The organism is Nonomuraea monospora (assembly GCF_039531895.1).
GTDB classification, from domain to species: Bacteria; Actinomycetota; Actinomycetes; order Streptosporangiales; family Streptosporangiaceae; genus Nonomuraea; species Nonomuraea monospora.
The window spans coordinates 197559-218315 of the sequence record NZ_BAAAQX010000006.1 but is presented as its reverse complement, the minus strand read 5'-3'; the positions used below and the strand labels follow the sequence as shown (position 1 = coordinate 218315).

At 70.8% G+C, this 20757-nt stretch carries 17 protein-coding genes; 7 read left to right on the top strand and 10 right to left on the bottom strand.

The features are described 5' to 3' along the window. The first annotated feature begins 20 nt into the window (after positions 1 to 20). The 3 genes from ABD331_RS14325 to ABD331_RS14315 all read left to right on the top strand — a co-directional run bounded on the left by ABD331_RS14325 (position 21) and on the right by ABD331_RS14315 (position 3870). Positions 21 to 1994 (top strand): primary-amine oxidase, encoded by a 1974-nt coding sequence (locus ABD331_RS14325; protein WP_344474621.1) that lies wholly within the window; start codon positions 21 to 23, stop codon positions 1992 to 1994. Positions 1995 to 2095: 101 nt separating this feature from the next. Beyond that, positions 2096 to 2221: a hypothetical protein gene (locus ABD331_RS14320; RefSeq protein WP_344474619.1), complete on the top strand. Its 126-nt coding sequence runs from the start codon at positions 2096 to 2098 to the stop codon at positions 2219 to 2221. Next, positions 2221 to 3870 carry an amidohydrolase gene (locus ABD331_RS14315; protein WP_344474617.1) on the top strand — a complete coding sequence of 550 codons (1650 nt, stop codon included), beginning with the start codon at positions 2221 to 2223 and terminating at the stop codon, positions 3868 to 3870. Before ABD331_RS14320 ends, ABD331_RS14315 begins: the two co-directional genes overlap by 1 nt. A gap of 44 nt (positions 3871 to 3914) precedes the next feature. Here ABD331_RS14315 and ABD331_RS14310 read toward each other — a convergent pair whose 3' ends face one another. From ABD331_RS14310 to ABD331_RS14285, 6 genes are all read right to left on the bottom strand, one after another. Then, positions 3915 to 5336 carry a pectinesterase family protein gene (locus tag ABD331_RS14310; protein ID WP_344474615.1) on the bottom strand — a complete coding sequence of 474 codons (1422 nt, stop codon included), beginning with the start codon at positions 5334 to 5336 and terminating at the stop codon, positions 3915 to 3917. Between the two features lie 58 nt (positions 5337 to 5394). Beyond that, on the bottom strand, positions 5395 to 6846 hold the full coding sequence (locus ABD331_RS14305; RefSeq protein WP_344474614.1) for an RICIN domain-containing protein: 1452 nt from the start codon (positions 6844 to 6846) through the stop codon (positions 5395 to 5397). 9 nt (positions 6847 to 6855) lie between these two features. Then, positions 6856 to 7731 carry a carbohydrate ABC transporter permease gene (locus tag ABD331_RS14300; protein ID WP_425565998.1) on the bottom strand — a complete coding sequence of 292 codons (876 nt, stop codon included), beginning with the start codon at positions 7729 to 7731 and terminating at the stop codon, positions 6856 to 6858. Positions 7732 to 7741: 10 nt separating this feature from the next. Then, entirely contained in the window at positions 7742 to 8680 is a 939-nt protein-coding gene (locus ABD331_RS14295) for a carbohydrate ABC transporter permease (protein WP_344474612.1), read from the bottom strand. Further along, complete coding sequence (locus ABD331_RS14290) at positions 8677 to 9975, bottom strand: ABC transporter substrate-binding protein (RefSeq protein ID WP_344474610.1); 1299 nt, start codon at positions 9973 to 9975, stop codon at positions 8677 to 8679. Before ABD331_RS14290 ends, ABD331_RS14295 begins: the two co-directional genes overlap by 4 nt. A 362-nt stretch (positions 9976 to 10337) precedes the next feature. Beyond that, on the bottom strand, positions 10338 to 11798 hold the full coding sequence (locus tag ABD331_RS14285; protein WP_344474608.1) for an alpha-L-fucosidase: 1461 nt from the start codon (positions 11796 to 11798) through the stop codon (positions 10338 to 10340). Between the two features lie 81 nt (positions 11799 to 11879). Between ABD331_RS14285 and ABD331_RS14280 the strand changes: the two genes are divergently transcribed. The 4 genes from ABD331_RS14280 (at position 11880) to ABD331_RS14265 (ending at position 16792) form a co-directional block, all read left to right on the top strand. Next, positions 11880 to 12743, top strand: a complete 864-nt coding sequence (locus ABD331_RS14280; protein WP_344474606.1) for an intradiol ring-cleavage dioxygenase — start codon at positions 11880 to 11882, stop codon at positions 12741 to 12743. Between the two features lie 180 nt (positions 12744 to 12923). Then, positions 12924 to 14090: a hypothetical protein gene (locus ABD331_RS14275; protein WP_344474604.1), complete on the top strand. Its 1167-nt coding sequence runs from the start codon at positions 12924 to 12926 to the stop codon at positions 14088 to 14090. Between the two features lie 66 nt (positions 14091 to 14156). Continuing rightward, complete coding sequence (locus tag ABD331_RS14270) at positions 14157 to 15002, top strand: SGNH/GDSL hydrolase family protein (RefSeq protein ID WP_344474602.1); 846 nt, start codon at positions 14157 to 14159, stop codon at positions 15000 to 15002. Next, the gene (locus ABD331_RS14265) at positions 14999 to 16792 is read left to right on the top strand and encodes a discoidin domain-containing protein (protein ID WP_344474600.1); all 1794 of its coding nucleotides are present in this window, start codon (positions 14999 to 15001) and stop codon (positions 16790 to 16792) included. Before ABD331_RS14270 ends, ABD331_RS14265 begins: the two co-directional genes overlap by 4 nt. Positions 16793 to 16975: 183 nt before the next feature. On the opposite strand, the gene ABD331_RS14260 is transcribed toward ABD331_RS14265, so the two are convergent. From ABD331_RS14260 to ABD331_RS14245, 4 genes are all read right to left on the bottom strand, one after another. Then, a complete protein-coding gene (locus ABD331_RS14260; protein WP_344474598.1) occupies positions 16976 to 17785 on the bottom strand; it encodes an MOSC domain-containing protein in 810 nt (269 codons plus the stop codon). Next, positions 17776 to 18456 carry a HEAT repeat domain-containing protein gene (locus ABD331_RS14255; RefSeq protein WP_344474596.1) on the bottom strand — a complete coding sequence of 227 codons (681 nt, stop codon included), beginning with the start codon at positions 18454 to 18456 and terminating at the stop codon, positions 17776 to 17778. Before ABD331_RS14255 ends, ABD331_RS14260 begins: the two co-directional genes overlap by 10 nt. 294 nt (positions 18457 to 18750) lie before the next feature. Continuing rightward, entirely contained in the window at positions 18751 to 20151 is a 1401-nt protein-coding gene (locus ABD331_RS14250; protein ID WP_344474594.1) for a hypothetical protein, read from the bottom strand. A 60-nt stretch (positions 20152 to 20211) separates the two neighbouring features. Next, positions 20212 to 20685, bottom strand: a complete 474-nt coding sequence (locus ABD331_RS14245) for a hypothetical protein (protein ID WP_344474592.1) — start codon at positions 20683 to 20685, stop codon at positions 20212 to 20214. Positions 20686 to 20757 lie beyond the last annotated feature (72 nt).

Below are 20757 nucleotides of genomic sequence, written 5' to 3'. Positions count from 1 at the left end.
CTGGCAACACCGCGCATTCTTTGCGATACGCCGCAAAGAATAAGCAGGAGAACTTGATGACGCACCCACTCGACCGCCTGACCGCCGAGGAGATCGCCGCGAACCGCGCCCTCCTCACCGACGCCGGGCTGGTGACCGCGCACACGCGGTTCGCGCTCGTCGGCCTGCACGAGCCCGCCAAGGCCGACGTGCTGGCCTGGACGCCCGGCGACCGCGTCGAGCGCCGCGTGCGATCGCTGCTCCTCGACCGGCGCAGCGGCGCGGTGCACGAGGTCGTGGTGTCGCTGACCACCGGGTCCGTGGTGCGGCAGCGGGAGGTGGACGTCGTCGCGGAGGGCCAGCCGCCGATCCTGCACGAGGAGTTCGACCTGGTCGAGGAGATCCTGTGGAAGGACTCCGGGTGGGCGGCGGCGATGGCGCGGCGCGGCATCCACGACCCGCGCGCCGTGCGCGTCTCCGCGCTCAGCGCCGGCTGCTTCGACCTGCCGGGCGAGGAGGGCCTGCGCCTGGTCCGCTGCCTGGCCTTCCAGCAGCTCGGCCCGGACGACAACGTGTGGGCCCACCCGGTGGACGGCGTCGTCGCCTACGTGGACCTGATCGCCTGCCGCGTCCGCGAGCTGATCGACGAGGGCCCGATGCCCGTCCCCGCCGCCTCCTACGACTACCACCTCGACGACCCCGCCCGCCCGGCCCGCACCACGCAGCGGCCCATCGTCATCACCCAGCCGGACGGGCCCAGCTTCACCGTCGAAGGCGACGTCGTGACCTGGGAGAAGTGGCAGTTCAGGGTCGGCTTCAACCCCGTCGAGGGGCTCACCCTGCACCAGATCGGGTTCCAGGACGGCGACCGCGTCCGGCCGATCGTGTACCGGGCGTCGGTCGCCGAGATGGTGGTGCCGTACGGCGACCCGGGCCCGATCCGCTTCTGGCAGAACTACTTCGACGCCGGAGAGTACTCCCTCGGCAAGGAGGCCAACTCGCTCACCCTGGGCTGCGACTGCCTCGGCGAGATCCACTACCTCGACGCGGCCCTGCACGACGACGACGGCCACCCGCGCGTCATCCGCAACGCGATCTGCATGCACGAGGAGGACGCGGGCGTGCTGTGGAAGCACACCGACGCCTACAACGGCAGCGTGTCCACCCGCCGCCAGCGGCGCATGGTGGTGTCGTTCTTCATCACGGTGGGCAACTACGACTACGGCTTCTACTGGTACTTCTACCTCGACGGCACGATCGAATTGGAGTGCAAGGCGACCGGCGTCGTCTTCGCCTCCGCCCACCCCGGGGGCGAGTACCCGTGGGCGAGCGAGATCGCGCCGGGCGTGGCCGCCCCCTTCCACCAGCACCTCTTCTCGGCCCGCCTCGACATGACCGTGGACGGCGTGCGCAACGCGGTGGACGAGATCGACGCCCAGCGCGTCCCGATGGGGCCGGGCAACCCGTACGGCAACGGCTTCACCCGCCGCGTCACCCGGCTGCGGCGCGAGTCACAGGCCGCCAGGCTCGCCGACGGCCTGCGGGGCCGCGTCTGGCAGATCAGCAACGCGGAGTCGCGCAACGCGCTCGGCCACCCCGTCGCCTACACGCTGCACCCCGAGGGCCTGCCCACGCTGCTCGCCGACGACGGCTCCTCCATCGCCCGGCGGGCCGCGTTCACCCGCAGGCACCTGTGGGTCACCGCCTACGACGAGAACGAGCGCTTCCCCTCCGGCGAGTACGTCAACCAGAACGACGGCCGCACCGGCATCGACACCTGGATCCAGGCCGACCGCGACCTCGACGGCGCCGACGTCGTGCTCTGGCACACCTTCGGCCTCACCCACTTCCCGCGACCGGAGGACTGGCCGATCATGCCGGTCGACCGGACCGGGTTCGTCCTCAAGCCGACCGGCTTCTTCGACGCCAACCCGGCGCTCGACACCCCCGCGCCGCGAGCCCACCGGCAGCCCGGCGCGGCACCCGAGTCCGCGTGCTGCCACCCGCAGGCATGACGCGCGCCCAAAGCGACACGGCCACCCACAGGCATGACGAGCGCTCAAAGCGACACAAGCGACACCGCCGCCCCTCCCTCCCCCCAGCGAAAGGCCTCACCGTGAGTACTGACACCGCCCCTCCGGACGCCTGGCTGGTGGGCCTGGCCGTGTCCGGCGGCGCGTACCTGCTGGTCGCCCGCCGCGCCGCGACGCGCGCGGCCGAGCCCGCCGTGGTGGCCGCCTGATGAGCCCCGACACGATCATCGTCAACGCCCAGGTGCACTCCGCCGGTCCCGGCATCACCTCGGTGGCCGTCGCCGGTGGCCGCATCGCGGCGCTCTCCCCGGAGCCGCTGCACCGGCTCGCCGGGCCGCGCACCGAGGTCGTCGACGCCGGCGGCGCGACCCTGCTGCCGGGCTTCACCGACGCGCACGTGCACCCGCTCGCCGCCGGCGTGCAACTGCTGACCTGCGACCTGTCCCGCCTGCCGCACTCGCCCGACGAGTACCGCGCCACCATCGGCGGCTACGCCGAGGCCCATCCGGAGCTGGAGTGGATCAGCGGCAACGGCTGGTACGGCGACACCTTCCCCGGCGGCCTGCCCGGCCGGGCCTTCCTCGACGAGCTGGTGCCCGACCGGCCCGCCGCGTTCATCAGCCACGACGGCCACGGCGTCTGGGCCAACAGCCGGGCACTCGAACGCGCCGGGATCGACGACCGCACGCCCGACCCGGTCAACGGCCGCATCAACAGGGACGCGTCCGGCGCCGCCACCGGGATCCTCGTGGAGCGGGCCGGCGACCTGGTCACCGACCTGCTGCCGCCGGTCACCGGCGACTTCGCCGAGCGGGCCGTGCTCGCGGCCCAGCGGCACCTGCACGCGATGGGGATCACCGGCTGGCAGGACGCCTGCGTCGGCCCGCTGTGGGGCCTGCCCGACCCGCTGCCCACGTACCAGAGGCTGGCCGCCGACGGCAGGCTCACCGCCCGCGTCGTCGGCGCGCTGTGGTGGGAGGCCGGGGAAGGCCTCGCGCAACTGGAGTCGCTCGAACAGCGGCGGGCCACCAGCACGATCGGCCGTTTCCGCGCGACGTCGGTCAAGGTGATGCAGGACGGGGTCTGCGAGAACTGCACCGGAGCCATGCTGGAGCCGTACTCCGGCGGCCCGCACCACGGCACTCCGTCGGGCCTGTCGTTCATCGACCCGGAGGAGCTGCGCGAGATCTGCCGCGAGCTGGACCGGCGGCGCTTCCAGATCCACCTGCACGCCGTCGGCGACCGCGCCGTCCGGGAGTGCCTGGACGCGCTGGAGTCCGCCCGGCAGGCGGGCCCCGACCAGGACAACCGCCACCAGATCGCGCACCTCGACGTGGTGCACCCCGCCGACGTGCCCCGCTTCGCGTCCCTCGGCGTGATCGCCAACCTCCAGGCCCTGTGGGCCCGCCGCGACAAGGAGATCGTGGAACGCAAGCTGCCGCTGCTCGGCCGCGACCGCGAGCCGCACCACTTCCCGTTCGGCGCGCTGCACCGGGCGGGCGCGCGGCTGGCGATGGGCAGCGACTGGCCGGTCACCGACCCGAACCCGCTGTGGGCGATCTACACCGCGGCCACCCGCCTCGGCCCGCCGCAGGATCCGCACGCCGTCGGCGACGGGGCACTGACCGAGCCGCTCGAACCGGCCCAGGCCCTCGACCTGCGGGTGGCGCTGGACGCCTACACCGCGGGCTCCGCCTACGCCAACCACGCCGAGCACGAGACGGGCACCATCGCGGTGGGGCGCCGGGCCGACCTGGTGCTGCTCGACCGGCCCATCCTCGACGACCTCCAGGAGGTCAGCGCGGCCAAGCCGGTCCTGACACTGGTGGACGGGCAGGCCGTGCACCGCGAGCGCTGAGTGGCGGACGAGACACCCGGCAGGGTGTCTCGTCCGCGCTTGCCTCAGCCGGCCGGGTTCCAGCCGTCGCCGCCCGCCAGGTACTTCTGCGGCGTGTAATTGGCCGCCTCACTGTCGGTGAGCTGCTTGCGGTTGGCGTTCACGGTCGCGCCCGAGCCGTTGTTGCGGTACTCCGAGAAGCGGGCGTTCTTCCACGAGTTGGTGGACATGTCGGTCCACGGCTGCGCGGTGGCGATCGTGGCGCTCAGCGTCGACTCCCGGTACAGCACCTGCGCGTCCGGCCGCCACGGACGGCCCAGCGTCGTGTTGCCGGTGCCCGCCCCTGTGACGCGCGACTTGTAGAACAGGAAGCCGTACGTCTTGGCCGCCGCGGTGCTGGCCGCCGTGATCGGGCCGCCCGTGCTGCGCTTCTCGTGGATGTCGCAACTGTGGAAGACGATCGTGCCGCCGCCGAAGATGAAGTCGACGGTGCCCTCCACGTAGGAGTTCTTCACGTACGCCCGGGCCGAGTCGTTGACCAGCAGCGTGTCCTGGTCGCCGAGGACGCGGACGTTCGTCATCGTGGTGCGGTCACCGTCCAGCCGCAGCGCGACCGCCTGGTGGCCACTCGGGATGGTGCTCTCGTCCAGGTCGTTGGAGACCGTCAGGTTGGTGAGCGTCGCGTCGCGGCCGGAGACCTGCGCCGTGAAGCTGCCCGAGGTGCCGCTGGTGTAGGCCGAGCGGTTGTTGACGATCAGCGTGTCGGCCGGGGAGGAGCCGAGGCCCTGCAACGTCACGTACGGCTTGTTGAGCGTGACGATCTCGCGGTAGCTGCCCGGCTTGATGGTGATCACCACGCGGCCGGTGTTGCCGGAGGGCACCGCGTCGATGGCGGCCTGCACGGTCCGGTAGCGGCCGGTCCCGTCGGAGGCGACCGTCGGGGTGCCGCCGCCCGAGGATGTCGGGTTGAAGGTCCATTGCATGCGGGCGAGGTCGGAGCAGGTTTCCTGGACGATGGGGTTGCCGCCTGCGGTGGAGCCGTCCTTGTTGCTGAGGCACAGGCCGGTGGCGACGTTCTTGATCAGGTATTTGCCGGTGGCGGCGGTGGAGGTGGTGAAGGTCCACTGCTGGTTGGGCTTGGTGCCGTCGCCGCAGCCCCATTGCTGGAGCTGGGTGCCGGAGGTGGTGGTGGAGTTGGGGACGTCGATGCAGCGTCCGCTGGCGACGTTGGCGAGGTTGTAGACGCTGCCTTGGGCGATGGCTTTGAACTGCTGGTTGGTGGCGGTGGTGGAGCAGGCGATCTGGGTGAGTGGCGCGCCGTTGTCGGGTGAGGAGCCGGCGACCTCGACGCACTTGCCGCTGGAGCCCGACGCCAGCACGTACACGCCGTTGGCCACCGGGACGGCGGCCCGCGCGGGAACCGCCGTCCCCAGGACGGCTGACGCGATCAGGACGGCCAGCCCGCCCGCGACAATGCCTTGACGCATGATGCGACCCTTTCTCGGGAGGTGCCCGGGCCGGCCGCGTGACCGGCCCGGAGGCTGATCACGTGCCGATGTTGGCCTGGGGCCCCGCGTACGTCCTGAGCAGGGACGGCACACTGGCGGCCGGGTCGAGCGTGTAGGAGTAGAACGACGACGGGGTGAACGCCGAGCCGCCCGTCTCCTGCTGGCCGGTGGAGTTGACCACGATGCTGCCGCTCTGGCGGAGCTGGGCGGCGTCGTCGCGGTAGTACGGGTCCTTGACGTTGTCGTAGTAGCTGTTCTCGATCACCATCTTGGTGGCGCCGCGCGAGTAGTTGCCGTACCCGGAGATGTTCTGCAGGTAGTTGTTGTACAGGTGCGCGTAGGCCACGTTGTCGGTGCTCGGGTTGCGCTGGTTGTTGTCGTGCAGCCAGTTGTGGTGGATGGTCATCCGGGACGTGACGTTCTCGGTCCAGCCGATGCCGAACGCCTTGTTGTTGTCCGCCAGGACGTTCCACGAGATGGTCAGGTAGCTGGTGTCCTTGCGGCTGTCGATCAGGCCGTCGTTCATCCGCGTGATGTGGTTGTGGTCGATCCAGATGTGGTGGGCGGTGTCCATCTGGATGCCGTCGTAGTCGTAGGCGTCGTCACCCGGGTCGTCGTCGGCCATCCGGGTGTCGCGGATCGTCAGGTTACGGATGATCACGTTGCTGACGCCGGAGCCGAGGAAGAAGCCGCCGTTGACGATGTGGCCCTTGGTGCCTGCGCCGACGATGGTCTTGTTCGAGGCGACCCTGATCTCGGTGCCGTACGGGGTGACGGTGATCGGGCCGCCGACCTTGATCACGTACGGGGCGGCGGCGGTGGCGTACCTGACCAGGTCGGCGTAGGTCGTGACGGTCACCGTGGCGCCGGCCGCGCCGCCGGTCGTGGTGGACAGGCCGCTGCCGCTGGTCGCGGCGAACCCGTCGGCGTTGTTCGACCAGGTGCGTCCGCCGCCCGAACTGGTGGGGTTGAAGGTCCACTGCATGCGGGCGAGGTCGGAGCAGGTTTCCTGGACGATGGGGTTGCCGCCGGCGGTGGAGCCGTCCTTGTTGCTGAGGCACAGGCCGGTGGCGACGTTCTTGACCAGGTACTTGCCGGTGGCGGCGGTGGAGGGGGTGAAGGTCCACTGCTGGTTGGTTTTGCTGCCGTCGCCGCAGCCCCATTGCTGGAGCTGGGTGCCGGAGGTGGTGGTGGAGTTGGGGACGTCGATGCAGCGTCCGCTGCCGACGTTGGCGAGGTTGTAGACGCTGCCCTGGGGGACGGCTTTGAACTGCTGGTTGGTGGCGGTGGTGGAGCAGGCGATCTGGGTGAGTGGCGCGCCGTTGTCCGGTGAGGAGCCGGCGACCTCGACGCATTTGCCGCTGGCGCCCGACGCCAGCACGTACACGCCGTTGGCCACCGGGACGGCGGCCCGCGCGGGAACCGCCGTCACCGCGGCGACCAGAGCCGCAGTGGCGCAGACGCTGAGCATTCTTAACAGGGGGTTCATGAGCCTTCCTTACTTGAGACCGGTCGTGGCAATCCCCTTGACCAGGTACTTCTGACCGGCGATGAAGAAGCCGATCACCGGGGCGAGCGACAGGAAGGACATGGCGAACATCTGCCCCCACTGCGACTGGCCCTCGGAGTCGATGAACTGCCGCAGCGCCAGCGGCACCGTGTACAGCTCGGTGTCCGTCAGGTACAGCAGCGGGCCGAAGAACTCGTTCCACACCGAGATGAACGTGAAGATCGCCGTGGTGGCGAACGCCGGCATGCACAGCGGCATGATCACCTTCCAGAAGATGCGGAACGGGCCGCAGCCGTCGATGCGGGCCGCGTCGTCCAGCTCCCTCGGCAGAGAGCGCATGAACTGCACCATCAGGAAGATGTAGAAGGCGTTGGTGGCCAGGAAGTTCGGCACCAGCAGCGGGTAGTACGTGTTGAGCCAGCCGAGCTTGGCGAACACGATGTACTGCGGCACCAGCAGCACGTGGCCGGGCAGCATCATGGTGCCGAGCATCAGCGTGAAGAACAGCTTGCGGCCGGTGAAGTTCAGCCGGGCGAACCCGTACGCGGCCAGCGAGCACGACACGAGGTTGCCGACGATGCTCAGCACCACGATCACCAGCGAGTTGACCAGGTAGACGCTGAAGGGCTGCTCCAGCGCGTCCCACCCGAGGCTGTAGTTGCTCAGGTCCCACTCGGCGGGCCACAACGACAGATCCTTGAAGATCAGCGAGTTGGGCTTCAGCGAGCTGGACACCAGCCAGGCCAGCGGATAGAGCATGACCGCGCCGGCCAGGCACAGCAGCACGTGCCTGACGAAACGGCTGCGCCGGGTGCTTCCAATGCGCTCGACATAGCTGTCCTGTTCGAAGGACGGAGCCGACATGGCGAAGACCTCAGTTGTCGTAGTGGACCCAGTACCTGGCGGTCAGGAAGTTGAGCGCGGTGAACGCCGCGATGATCACCAGCAGCATCCAGGCCATCGCCGCGGCGTAGCCCATCCGGAACTGGGAGAACCCCTGCTGGTAGAGGTAGAGGTTGTAGAACATGGTGGAGTTCGCCGGGCCGCCCGCGCCGCCGCTCATCACGTAGCCCTGGGTGAAGGTCTGGAACGACGAGATCAGCGACTGGATCAGGTTGAAGAAGACGATCGGGCTCAGCAGCGGCAGCGTGATCGAGCGGAACTGGCGCCACCTGGAGGCGCCGTCCATCGCGGCGGCCTCGTAGTACATGACCGGGATCTGCCGCAGCCCCGCCAGGAAGATCACCATGGGGGAGCCGAACGTCCAGACGTGCAGCACGATCAGCGTGGTCAGCGCGTAGTCGGGGTCGGAGGTCCAGCCCGGCCCGTCGATGCCGAACCAGCCGAGGAAGCCGTTCACGATGCCGTCGAGACCGAAGACGTACTTCCACAGCAGCACGATCGCGACGCTGCCGCCCAGCAGCGACGGCAGGTAGAAGACCGCCCGGTAGAGCGCCAGCCCCCTGACGCCCCGGTTGAGCACCATGGCCACGCCCAGCGCCGCCGCCAGCGACAGCGGCACCGACACGAAGGTGTAGACGAACGTGACCTTCAGCGACTGCACCCACACCGCGTCGCCGAACATTTCGGTGAAGTTGCCCAGGCCGATCCACCGCGGCGCGTTCAGCAGGTTGTAGTCGGTGAAGGCCAGGTACAGCGAGGCGAAGAACGGGATGACGGTGAACAGCATGCCGGCGAACCACGGCAGCAGGAACAGGTAGCCCGCCCGGTCGCGCCGCGGCTTCTGGCGCCGCCGCGCGGGCGAGGGGCGCGCCCCGGCGACCGCCGGCGGCGCGTCCAGCGTGGTGCTCACTTGCCGAGTGCCTTCCTGCCGGCCTCCATGAACGCCTTGGCCGCCCGCGCGGGCGTCTGCCGCCCGAACTCCACCTCCGCGGCGATCGTCGTCAGACTCGCGGCGATGCTGCTGGAGCCCGGCGGGTAGGTGTAGGCGCGCGGCAGCTCCTCCTTCTGCAGCGCCAGCAGGTAGTCGGTGGCCACCTGGTCGTCGGCGGAGAGCACCGGCTTGATCGCCGAGGCGACCGAGGTGTTGGCGGGCACGCCGCGGGTGGTGCCGGTCGCCTTGGACGCCTCGGGATCGTTGATCAGGAAGCTCAGCAGGCTCAGCGTCTCCTTCGGATGCCTGGACGCCGCCGCGACCGACCACAACGCCGGCGTGTCGATCGACTGGCCGCGCCGCTTCTCCGTGGTCTCGCCCGGGATGCGCAGCAGCGCCAGGTTGCCGCCCGTGACCGCCTGGTTGGCCGCGAAGTTGTTGGTCGGGATGATCTGCGCCGCGATCAGGCCCTTGGCCAGCGGCGACTGCTCGGCCGACGCGCCCAGGCTCTCGACGAACCCGGCCGGCGGGATCGCGCCCGCCGCCCGCAGCTCGTCGAACATCTCGAACCACGCCGTCATGGTCGCCTCGCTGACGCCCAGGTGGCCGTCGGCGGTGTAGAAGTCCTCGCCCTTCTGCCGGACGAACACGATCAGGTTCGCCAGCGTGCCCGCGTCGAAGTGCGCCCCGTACACCTTCTTGCCGCTGGCCTCGGTGATGCCCTGGGCGAAGGCCGCCAGGTCCTTCCAGCTCCAGGTGTTCCCGTCGGGGACCTGCGCGCCGTACCGGGCCGCCGTCGACTTGTTCACCACGAACCCGATCGTGTTGAGCCCGGAGGGGATGCCGAAGTACTTGCCGCCGACGCTCGCCAGCCCGATCGCGGGCTCGCTCAGCGCCGAGACGTCCACGGCGCCGTTCTGCGCCTTGATGTCCATCAGCACGCCGCGGTCGGCGTACTCGCGGACGCTGTCCATCCGCATCATCATCAGGTCCGGCGGGTCGCCCGCCGCGAAACGGGTGGCCAGCTTGTCCTTGTACGGGCCGCTGTCCTGGTACTCCGTCCGCACCGTCACGCCGGGGTTCTCGCGCAGCCAGAGGTCCAGCGCGGCCTGCGTCTTCTTCGCCCGGGTGGCGTCACCCCACCAGACCATGTTGAGCTGCACGCCGCCACCCGAGGAGCCGCCGCCGCCGAAGCCGCGGCCGCAGGCCGCCAGCCCGAGCGCCATGGTGGAAAGCCCGGCCGTTCGCAACAGGTCCCGTCTGGAGACAGTCATGGGCATGCCCTTCACGAGGCAAAAGAGGGGGGTTCAGAACGCGGGCCACGCCGTCCCGCGCGTCAGTGGGGTGAGGTTACGGCCGCGTTTCTGACACAGTCAATCCACCTGACACGGGCGGCGAGGCGGGTCTGATCGCCTTGTCTCCCCGGTTCTTTCCGGGCACTTTGGCTGGTCATGATGGTGAAAAGGGCAGGGTGGCCGGGTGCCCGCGCGGTGGCGGTGAGGTGTCCGGCAGGTCGTATTCCGAAAATTTCGGGATCCCGCGGGCGGCCCTGCGATGAACGTTTCATCGCAGGGGCGCCTTTCGCCTGGTGACGGGGGCTGCGGTCAGCCTGCTGGCTCGATGACGGGGACCGCGGTCAGCCTCCCAGCTCGATGCGGTGGACCTGCGCCGCCGACTCGATGACCAGCGCCTGCTCCTCCCGCCGCCAGCGCACGGGCCGGTCGTCGCCGAGCGCGCGCACGGCGATGATCTCGCGGTCGAGCAGCCCCGCCGCGCGGCCGAGCCGCCGCAGGACCACCGGCCCGTCAGGGACGGCGAGCGCGGTCGCGTACAGAGCCGCGCCGGTGGCGGTGTAGCGGATGTCGGCGGCGGTCATCGCGCCACCCTCGTTGAAGCCCTGCTCCTTCAGCGCGGGCGGGTCCTCGGCGGACGGGCCCTCGCCGAAGACCTTCCAGGGAACGGTGTCGAAGATCGCCTCACCGTTGACCGCGAGCCACTCGCCGACGCCCGCCAGGATCGCCCGCTCGTCGGAGTCGATCTCGCCGTCGCCGGTGATCGGGACGCTGAGCAGCAGGTTGCCGTTCTTGCTGACCACGTCGGCCAGCATGCCGACCACCTCGGCCGCGCTCTTGTAGCGGTGCTCGGCGAAGACCCGGTCGTCGTAGTGCCACTGCCCCAGGCAGGTGCACGTCTGCCACGGCTCCGGCTCGATCCGGCCGGCGGCGCCGCGCTCCACGTCCCAGGTCAGGGCGCGCCGCTGCCGCTCGTCGAGCACCTTGCCGCAGACGATCAGGTCGTCGTGCAGGTTGTACAGCTCGGCCGCGATCTCCAGGCCGACCGGGCCGCACTGGTGCAGCGGCAGCACCGTGTCGTCGAAGTACACCAGGTCGGGCCGGTAGGCCTGCGCCAGTTGCAGCGTCCTGGCCTTGAAGCTCGCCTGGTAGGCGGCGTCCGGCCAGTGCTCGGGGTCGGGCCAGTCCCAGTTGCCGTTGACGGTCTTCTGCTGGTCGAAGCCCGGGACCGGGTGGTGGTTCTGGGCGTACAGCTCGCGTGGGTCGAGCCCGTCCCACCAGGTGCCGACGCCGTCGGCCGCGGTGAGCCGTCCGTCGTAGCGCCGGCTCGGCTCGTACCAGGACCAGGCGTGCGCGGCGTGCACGCTCACCCCGAACCGCAGCCCGTGCGCCCGCGCCGCCGCCGCCCACTCGCCGACGACGTCGCGGCGCGGGCCGACCCGGACCGAGTTCCACGCGTGGTGCGGGCTGTCCCACAGGTCGAGGTTGTCGTGGTGGTTGGCCATTGCCACGAAGTACCTGGCACCCGTACGCGCGTACAGGGCGACCAGCTCCTCGGGGTCCCAGCGGGACGCCGTCCACTCGTTGATCACGTCCTTGAACCCGAACCGCGAGGGATGCCCGTAACGCTTCAGGTGGAACTCGGCCGCGTCGGTGCCGGGCAGGTACATCTTGCGGGCGTACCAGTCGCCGAAACCCGGCTGGCACTGCGGCCCCCAGTGCGCCCACAGGCCGAACTTGGCCCGCGGGAACCACTCCGGCGTCCCGCGGCTCTCCAGAGACTCCCATGACGGTGTGAACTGCACGGCTTCCTCCATCGCTCTTCCGGACCCGCACCCCGGGCCGGAAGGATCGTACGCAGAGCCGGGTGACCGAGGAGGAGACGCATGGAACTGTTCAGCGAAGAGCGTTCGGCGGACGTGGTCGCCGGGAGCTTCGCCGCTACGCCGGACCCGCGCCTGCGGGACGTGCTGACCGCCCTGGTGCGGCATCTGCACGCCTTCGTCAAGGAGGTGGAGCTGACCGAGGAGGAGTGGAGCGCGGCCATCGGCTTCCTCACCAGGACCGGGCAGCAGTGCGACGACGTGCGGCAGGAGTTCGTGCTGCTCTCCGACGTGCTGGGCGTCTCCATGCTGGTCGAGACGATCAACCACCGCACCGGCGGCGCCTCGACCGAGTCGACCGTGCTGGGCCCGTTCCACATGGTCGAGTCGCCGCCGCGCGAGCTGGGCGACACCATCGCGCTGGACGGCAAGGGCGAGCCGTGCCTGGTCACCGGCCGGGTCACAGGGCCCGGCGGCGAGCCGCTGTCCGGCGCCCAGGTGGACGTGTGGCAGGCCAACGCCGACGGCTTCTACGACGTGCAGCAGCCCGGCGTGCAGCCCGAGCTGAACCTGCGCGGCCTGTTCACCGCCGACGAGGACGGCAGGTTCTGGTTCCGCACGATCGTGCCGCGCTACTACCCGATCCCCGACGACGGGCCAGTCGGCGAGCTGCTGGCCGCGACGGGACGCCACCCGAACCGGCCGGCGCACGTGCACTTCATCGTGACCGCGCCCGGCCACCGCCCTGTCACCACGCACCTGTTCGTGGACGACAGCCCCTACCTGGACTCCGACGCGGTCTTCGGCGTCAAGGAGAGCCTGGTGCGGAGCTTCCCCGTCGTGGACGACGCGCGGCGGGCGGCCGAGGCGGGGTTGCCGAACCCGTTCCGCACCGTGCACTTCGACGTCGCCCTGCTGCGCGAATGAAACGTTCATGCGGCCGGGGCGCCGGACGCTGGGCGGCCCGGCCGCCGCCTTGACATGTCCTTGACACGATCGCCGGGCAAATTTAGTGTCGCGAACGGAACTCGGGAAAGCGCTTACCGCAGGCCTGTTCGTTGAAACGATTCAGCACCCCGCCCCCGTCGTCAGTCACGGAGAACCCCCATGACCACAGCCACCCCCCGCCGCCGGTCCGCCAGGATCGTCGCGGCGCTGGCCGCCCTGACAGCCGGCGCCGCGACCGGTGTCGTGATCGGCACCGCCCCGGCGTCCGCCGCCTGCGGCGACGGCACCTTCCAGTCACAGGTCACGGTCAGTGGCAGCACCTGGACCGCCCGCAACAGCGCGGGCAGCAGCGTCTACAGCGGCACCGACTTCCGGGCGGCGGTCCAGGCCGGCATCGGCAGCCTCACCGCCGGGCGCACCTCCATCCAGCGGGTCGTGGTACGCGGCAACGGCACCATGAGCGCCGGCACCCGGATCTCGCTGCCGAGCTACACGTCCCTGTCGGTGTGCGGCACGATCAACGTCACCGGCTCCGGCTCCGGCGACTACGCGCCCATCTACTCGCGCGGTACCAGCAACATCGAGGTCCCGTACCTCAACGTCACCGGCACGCCGATCTACGGCATCTTCCTGCGCAACGTCACCAACGTCTGGCTCGGCCAGATCGACATGCGGCTCGGCGCCGGCCTGGGCGTGCGCATCGACAACCGCGGCGACACCAGCCAGTGGACCCGCAACGTGCGGGTCGACAACGTCTACGTCCAGGGTGCCAGCTCGCACGCCATGGAGACGTACGGCGTGGACGGCCTCACCGTCGGCACCGTGACCGCCCGCAGCGTCGGCGAGTCCGGCCTGCTGCTCAACCAGACCATCAACGCGACCGTCGGCACCGTGGACGCCGACAACGCCGGCGCGGGCACCGGCTACGCCGCCTTCCGCATGGCCAACCGCAACGGCCGGGTCGGCAGCTCCTACCCGAACAACATCCGCGTCGGCACCGTCAAGGCGCGCGGCGGCGGGCGCGGCATCTTCTGCGTCTCCGAGAGCGGCGGCGCCACCATCGACCGCGTTGACCTCGCCAACACCGGCAACAACTCCGTCCTGGTGGAGAACTGCTACAACGTCACCATCGCCGGATCGTCCGGCACGATCAGCGGCGGCGGCGAGGTGCGCATCGCGGCCCGCACCGAGTTCGCCCCCTCGTCCGGCATCAGGTTCCAGAACCTGACGGTCTCCAACACCAACATCCGGTGGAGCCCCTGCACCGGCAGCAACAACACCATCAGCAACGTCACCCGGGTCAACTCGACGCTCACCTGGTGCTGAACCGGCCGCGTCGGCGGCCACCCGCAAGTCGCCGGCGCGGTTCTTCTTTCGCTGACAGGAGCAAGCATGCGCAAGGTCTGCCTCCTCATCGTCACCGCCCTGCTGTCATCCCTGGCGTCATCCCTGGTCCTTGTTGCCCCGAGCGCCGCCGCCTCGGCCACCTGCGACACCCGCATCGGCACCGGTCCTACCTCAGCCGCCTTTGCGACCACCACCGTCTGGCTGGCCGGCGACTCCACCATGGCCAACCCCAGCGCCACCTGCCCCGTCGGCTGGGGCACCGAGTTCGACTCGCTGTTCCACAGCAACATCGTGGTCAACAACCTCGCCGTCGGCGGGCGCAGCATCCAGACCTGGCTGTACGAGGGCAACGTGACGTCCACCATCGGCCCGGACGGCGAATGCGCGCTCAGCTCCACCGCCTACTCCTCCCGCTGGCAGCAGGTGCTCACCGGCATGAAGGCCGGCGACTACCTGTTCATCCAGTTCGGCATCAACGACGGCTCGACGACCTGCCCCCGGCACGTCGGCACCGCCCGCTACCAGCAGCTCATGACGATGATGGCGCAGACGGCACTGGCCCGCGGCGCCCACCCGGTCCTCCTCACCGCCGTCGCGGCCATCACCTGCTCGGGCAGCACCGCGGTCAAGAACCGGGGCTTCGTCACCCAGACCTTCGCCGCCGGATCCGCCACCGGCTCCCCGGTCATCGACCTGCAGAGCCTCAGCGTCGCCTACTACAACTCGCTGGGCCTGTGCCCGAACAACGGCGACTACACGTCCGGGCCGGTCGGGCAGTTCTTCTGCAACGACCACACCCACTTCGAGGCGTACGGCGCCCGGCGGATCGCCCGGCTGGTCACCGGCGCGCTCCGGACACAGAACATCCCGCTGGCCGGATCGCTGCTATGAACGCCGAGAAGGGCACCCCCATGACCCCCAACCGGACCACCGCCCCACCCGCCGCCCCACCCGCCGCCCCACCCGCCGCCCCACCCGCCGCCTCGCGCGCGGCCTTACCTACCGCCTTGCCTGTCGCCCGGGCCGCCACTCTGCGCGCCACCCTGCGGGCTGCCGTGCCCGTCGTCCGAACTGCCACCGTGGCTGCCACCGTGGCCGTCGTCCTGGCCGCGCTTCTGCCGACCGGCGCGGCCCGGGCAGCCTCGATCGAACCGCAGCTCATCACCAGCGTGGACACGAGCGCAGGCGGCACCGGCGCCCGGCTGCTGCTCGGCGACGTCACCGGCGACGGCCGCCTCGACCTGGTCACCATGCAGCCCACCTACTCGGCCGACGACCGCTACATCGGCCGCCAGGTGCAGGCCCTGACCGCCTACGACTTCGGTGGCGGCGCCCCGCTGTGGCAGGTCGGTACCCCCGACCCCCGCGTCACCAACAACGGCACCGACATCCCGGCCGAGATTTACGACCTGGACGGCGACGGTGACAACGAGGTGCTCGCCGTCATGGACAGCATGTTCCGCGTCTTCGACGGCCGCACCGGCACCCTCGTCCGCGAGTTCCCCGTACCAGGCCCGAACGCCTGGGACACCATCATCATCGCCAACTTCCGCGGCCGCCCCCACCCCCAGGACCTGGTCTTCAAGGACCGCTACAACCAGGTGTGGGCCACCGACCAGCACGGCGAGTTGCTGTGGACCCACACCGGCGTCACCGGCCACCGCCCCTACCCGCACGACTTCGACGACGACGGCCGCCAGGAACTCCTCGCCGGGTACGACTTCGTCACCCCCGACGGCGACCTGGTCTGGACGGCCGCCATGGCCGACCACCCCGACTCGATCGCGGTCGGCGACATCGACGGCGACGGCGGCGAGGACATCGTCTTCGGCGGCGCCGGGCTCGGCGGCGACAGCACCAACGCCTACCGCGCCGACGGCACCCTGCTCTGGCAGAACCTGGACGCCGTCGAAGCCCAGCAGATCGGCCTCGGCGACTTCCGTCCCGACCTGCCCGGCCTGGAGGTGGCCGGCCTGGACCGGGTCGACCGCACCGCCACCACCGGCAAGGACGCCCTCTACCTGGTCTCGGCCACCGGCGAAACCCTGTGGAAGGAGAACCGCACCACGCTCGGCTGCTGGGGCACCGTCATGGAGCCGCTGCACAACTGGGACGGCACCTACTCCGACCTGCTGCTGTCCTGGAACCGTGGCTGCGGCGAGGTGGCCGGCATCTGGGACGGGCACGGCCGGCGGGTCGCCACGTTCCCCGTGGACGGGCGGATGATGCGCGGCGACATCTGCGGCGACGACCGCACCGAGGTGGTCGACTACGTGATGGGCGACCACGCCTACCTGTATGCCGGCGGGCCGTGCGACCTGGCCGCCAAGGTCACCGGCCGGCCCCTCCCGCAAGCCAAGCGGTTGTACAACTACAGCCGTTACACCGCTGAGGAGATCCCCGCCGACCACGCCCAGGGCCGCCGCTGGTCCCGCACCGGCCCGCACACCTGGCGCGTGGACCTGGGCAGGCAGCGCGAGCTGACCGGCGTCCGGACGGCGTTCACCCGCGACGTCACCTACCGGGTGGACACCTCCCGCGACGGCCGCCGCTGGACCACCGCGGCCCGCGCCGTCACCGGCGACCGGGTCGAGTTCACCGCACTCGGCCGACTCGTCCGCATCACCACCACCCGAGGATCGGCCCACCTGAGAGGCGCCACGGTGCTGGGCACGCGGTGACGTGCTCCCGTCCGGCTGCCCCTGAACGCCGGTTTGGGGCATGCGCCGGTGTTGGGCATGCGCCGGTGTCGGCACGCGATGACGCGCCCCGCATGACGCGCCCCGCGGTGACACGCCCGCGGTGACACGCCCGCGGTGACACGCCCGCGGTGACGCGCCCAGCACCGACGCACCCCCGTCACGTCACGCCCGCGCCCGTACCGGCAGCACCTCGTCCCCTACCCGCAGCGTCCCAAGGTTCCTGGGCACCAGCCGGACCCCGAACCAGGACTGCCCGTCCCACCGATGACGCTTGGCCAACGTCCGCAACGGCTCCTGACCCCCGTCCAGCGTCGCGGGATCCCAGGTGATCGCCACGCAACGGTCGCACAACTCCGACACCCGGAAGTCGACCTCGCCGATGCGCACCGCCCCCCAGGCGTCCTCCTCGAACGCCTCCGCGCCGTCGATGATGGCGTTGGGCCGGAACCGGGTGATGTCGAGCGGTTCCGGCGGCTGCTCCTGCCGTTCCATGGCGGCCTCGGCGATCCAGTCGTCCAGCCGCCGCAGCGAGCTGCGGGACACCAGGTGGAGGGCGGCGTCCCAGGAGAGGCCGTCGTGTTCCCCGGAGGTGGGGTGGCGTCGCAGGCCGTCCTGCCACACGAGGCGGGCGGGCTTGCCGAGCAGGGCGGTGAACCATTCGTGGGCGTCGTCGGCGGCGAGGACGCCCCGTTCGAAGTTGGCGAAGCTCACGGGAAGCGTGTCGCCGGCGGCCGGGGCGACCTTGAGCTCGCCCATGCCTTCAGCCGACAGGATGAGGTGGCCTTCGGGGGTCTCGGCGGCCGAGACCAGGAGGAGCCGGGGGTTCTCGCCGACCCAGATCAGCTCGCCGCGCGGGTCCACCACGGCCCAGCGGCGGTCGCCTTCCAGACCCCAGGGGAGGACTTGGGCGGAGAGGCGGGGGGTGCCTTGGACGGACTTGATGGGATAGGTGCGGATCTCCGCTAATTCCATTGGCCAAGAATAGGAGAAAGCGCTCTCCGGGGATATGGGCGCCACGCGCCGGACGGCACGATCCGGCGATCCCCGCGCCGCACCAGGCCCGCGACCGCCTCCTCCCGCACCTCGCCGTACGCGTCGCCGACCCGCGCCCACAGGGCGTCCCGGATCGCCGCGCCGTCGGCCTCGCACTGGGTGCCCAGGGCGAACGTCGCCCAGTTGCGCACCTCGTCCTCGGGGTCGGCGCTCAACCGGATGAGCACCTCGATCACCGCGTCGTCCGCGTCGGGGCTGATCGGCAGCGACCACGCCACGTACGCGCGGACGTCCCCATCGGGATGCCCGGCGAGGCGCAGCAGCCCGGGAACGGCCCGCTCATCGCCCGTGCAGCCGAGCGCCCGCGCGATCGAGGCGTGGACCGCGTGGTCGGTCTCCGACGCGAGCAGGCCCAGCACCGCGAACAGCACCGGCTCCCGCAGCGACGCGTCGACCTGCGCCAGGCTGCCCAGCAGGTCGCAGCCGACCTTCCGCTCGACGCGGTCGTCCGAGCTCAGCAGGGAGAACCCCAGCCTGGACGCCGGCACCGGGTCGTCCGTGGCCTTGGCCACCAGCTCCCACGCCTGGTCGTGGTCGCCCGGGCAGGTGGCGTTCCTGATCAGCTCGACCGCTTCCGCGATCAGTTCCATGGAACGAATGGTCGCCCATCGTCGGCCTCCCGGCCATGCGTTTTCCGCGCGGCCCGATCAGTCGTCGCTGTACCCGTACGGCGGCGTGATGGGCTTGCCCTCGGCGAAGCGATCCGGCGCGAACGCGGACACGTCCACCGTCTGAGCCGCGCCCACCGCCAGCTCGGACAGCGCCCACCCGACCGCCGGGATCGACTACGTGCTCGTCAACGGGGCGGTCGCGGTGGATCGGCGGGCCGGGTTCCGCCTCCGCGCAGGTGCGCGGGAAGGCGGCCCCGGCATGGTGCCACGGCGTCAGCCGGTGACCGGCACCCGGGTCACGGTGGCGGGCTGAGCGGACAGCAGGACCTGATTCCAGCCCGAGGTGTCGACCGCGCCCTGCCCGGACACGTCCGCCCCCTGGCCGTCGTAGGGATGGGTGTCGAAGTAGCGATACAGCGACCCGTCAGGCTTGTGACCGTAGTAGACGCCCGCACCCGGGGACAGCAACTGGTCGAACCCCTGCCAGGTGGAGGCCCGCAACTGGTAACGCGTCCAGCTGTCCGCCCCGAGGATCTTGTACGAGAGCAGCGCGCCGGCGGTGGTCGTGCCCACGAGGTACCCCGATAGACCGGTGGCGGCGAGCGTCTTCAGGGCGAAGCCGGTCCCGATGAGCGTGTTGCCCGTGATGTCGGTCAGGGATGGCTTGGCCGCCGCGATGGTGTACCGGCGCAGGACGCCACCGGTGATCCCGTACAGAAAGGTGCCGTCGTAGGTCAGCAGGTCGTGGGTGAAGCCGCTCCCGAGCAGCCTCGGCCTCCCGAACTGGAAGGAGTCCGTCACGTCGTGCACGTCGACCCGGTAGAGATTGCCCGCCGTGCCGGCCTCGGTCACCAGCAGCGTGTTGGCGTTCAACGTCGCCATCGCCTTCGGCGTGAAGCCCAGCGTCCTGGCCGAGTGGACCGGGTCCGACGTGCGCGTCCCCGTCGCCGCGTCGATCGCCGTGTACGTCAGCCGCCCGCTCGGCAGCACCCCGAACACCGAGGCCGTCCCCGTCGGCCCGCTGACCAGCGGCCAGACGGTGTTGACGATGGTCTGCGCGTCGGCGGCCTGCCCCTGGTAGGCGTCGGGGGAGGCCGCGCCCTGGACGGCCTGGCACACCTCGCCGATCGGCGCGGTCAGCCAGGCCCGGTCGGGGTAGAGCCCGAGCACGCTGCTGTGCAACGCCTGCGTGGCCCAGACGGGATCCAGCCGCCGCGTGGTCTCCCCCCACGCCGCCCGCATCCGGTAGAGGCCGAGGGCGTCGTCGCCGGGATCCTCGCCGAGGTTCTGGACGCCGGTCTCCACGATGGCCGTGGCGAGCGCGATCACCGCGGCCCGCTCCGGCCGTCCGAGCTGCGCGGTGGCCTTGATCACCATGCGGGCGCAGGAGACGCGGTAGGCGTCCATGGAACCGCGCATGGTGCCGCTGAGCGTGGCGTTGAGCTGCGCGGCCACCTCCGCGTCGGCCGCCGTCTCCCCGGAGGGGTCGCACGCCACCGGCGCGGTGGTGGCGGCCGACGCGGGGTGCGGGGCGGACAACACGGCGGTCGCCAGCACGAGGGCGGCGGCACCGGACACAAGGGGGTTGAACGTTCGGGTCACGCGCTGCCGGGGGCGGCTGACCCTGCCGGGTTCCCTGCCGGTTTCGCTGCCGGTCTCCATGGCGGTTTCCATGCCGGAAGACGCTAGGCGGCGGTGGTATGTCGCGGGTATGCCGCTTCAGAGGCTCGCGCGTCAGTCGCACACCCGCAGACCGCCGCCCGCCGGCTCGGTGAAGGAGTTCCTGGTGATCTGGCCCGCCGAGTTGATCCACGCGTACTCCACGCGGTAGGTGATCCAGATCCCGCCCACCTCCGGGCAGTACCTGAACGGCCCGTTGCCCGTGTCCGTCTCCGGCCAGAACCCGCCCCACCCGTCGGCGTCGAGCTGTCCGTCCACCGAGACGATGGACACCGAGTAGTCCGCCCCGCCGGCGGTGTCCGTGACGGTCGCCCAGGCGCGCAGCCGTTCGCCGTTGGCCGGGTCGTAGTTGAGCCACATGTGCAGCCTGACGGCCGAGCCGTGCCAGGCTTCGTGCACGGTGACGGCGGCGTCGGCGCGGCCGGCGTTGACGGCCGCGGCGGAGATGATGAGCACGCAGAGCATGAGGACCCGCTGAAGGGCGCGAGTCAGGTTGCTCGGAAGCGGCCAGCCGGTCTGGTGCCCCATGGTCCCTCCTCGGTGAGTTCCTGCTGCGACCAGTGGACATCGGGAAGGGCGTCTCGTACAGGGGCGGGTCCG

Bases quoted from the DNA above. Each gene is read 5' to 3' on its own strand.
- ABD331_RS14275 (WP_344474604.1), top strand. From the start codon at position 12,924: ATGACCACAGCCACCCCCCGCCGCCGGTCCGCCAGGATCGTCGCGGCG.
- ABD331_RS14265 (WP_344474600.1), top strand. From the start codon at position 14,999: ATGAACGCCGAGAAGGGCACCCCCATGACCCCCAACCGGACCACCGCC.
- ABD331_RS14255 (WP_344474596.1), bottom strand. From the start codon at position 18,456: ATGGAACTGATCGCGGAAGCGGTCGAGCTGATCAGGAACGCCACCTGC.
- ABD331_RS14310 (WP_344474615.1), bottom strand. From the start codon at position 5,336: ATGCGTCAAGGCATTGTCGCGGGCGGGCTGGCCGTCCTGATCGCGTCA.
- ABD331_RS14315 (WP_344474617.1), top strand. From the start codon at position 2,221: ATGAGCCCCGACACGATCATCGTCAACGCCCAGGTGCACTCCGCCGGT.
- ABD331_RS14300 (WP_425565998.1), bottom strand. From the start codon at position 7,731: ATGTCGGCTCCGTCCTTCGAACAGGACAGCTATGTCGAGCGCATTGGA.
- ABD331_RS14270 (WP_344474602.1), top strand. From the start codon at position 14,157: ATGCGCAAGGTCTGCCTCCTCATCGTCACCGCCCTGCTGTCATCCCTG.
- ABD331_RS14245 (WP_344474592.1), bottom strand. From the start codon at position 20,685: ATGGGGCACCAGACCGGCTGGCCGCTTCCGAGCAACCTGACTCGCGCC.
- ABD331_RS14305 (WP_344474614.1), bottom strand. From the start codon at position 6,846: ATGAACCCCCTGTTAAGAATGCTCAGCGTCTGCGCCACTGCGGCTCTG.
- ABD331_RS14290 (WP_344474610.1), bottom strand. From the start codon at position 9,975: ATGACTGTCTCCAGACGGGACCTGTTGCGAACGGCCGGGCTTTCCACC.
- ABD331_RS14280 (WP_344474606.1), top strand. From the start codon at position 11,880: ATGGAACTGTTCAGCGAAGAGCGTTCGGCGGACGTGGTCGCCGGGAGC.
- ABD331_RS14260 (WP_344474598.1), bottom strand. From the start codon at position 17,785: ATGGAATTAGCGGAGATCCGCACCTATCCCATCAAGTCCGTCCAAGGC.
- ABD331_RS14250 (WP_344474594.1), bottom strand. From the start codon at position 20,151: ATGGAAACCGCCATGGAGACCGGCAGCGAAACCGGCAGGGAACCCGGC.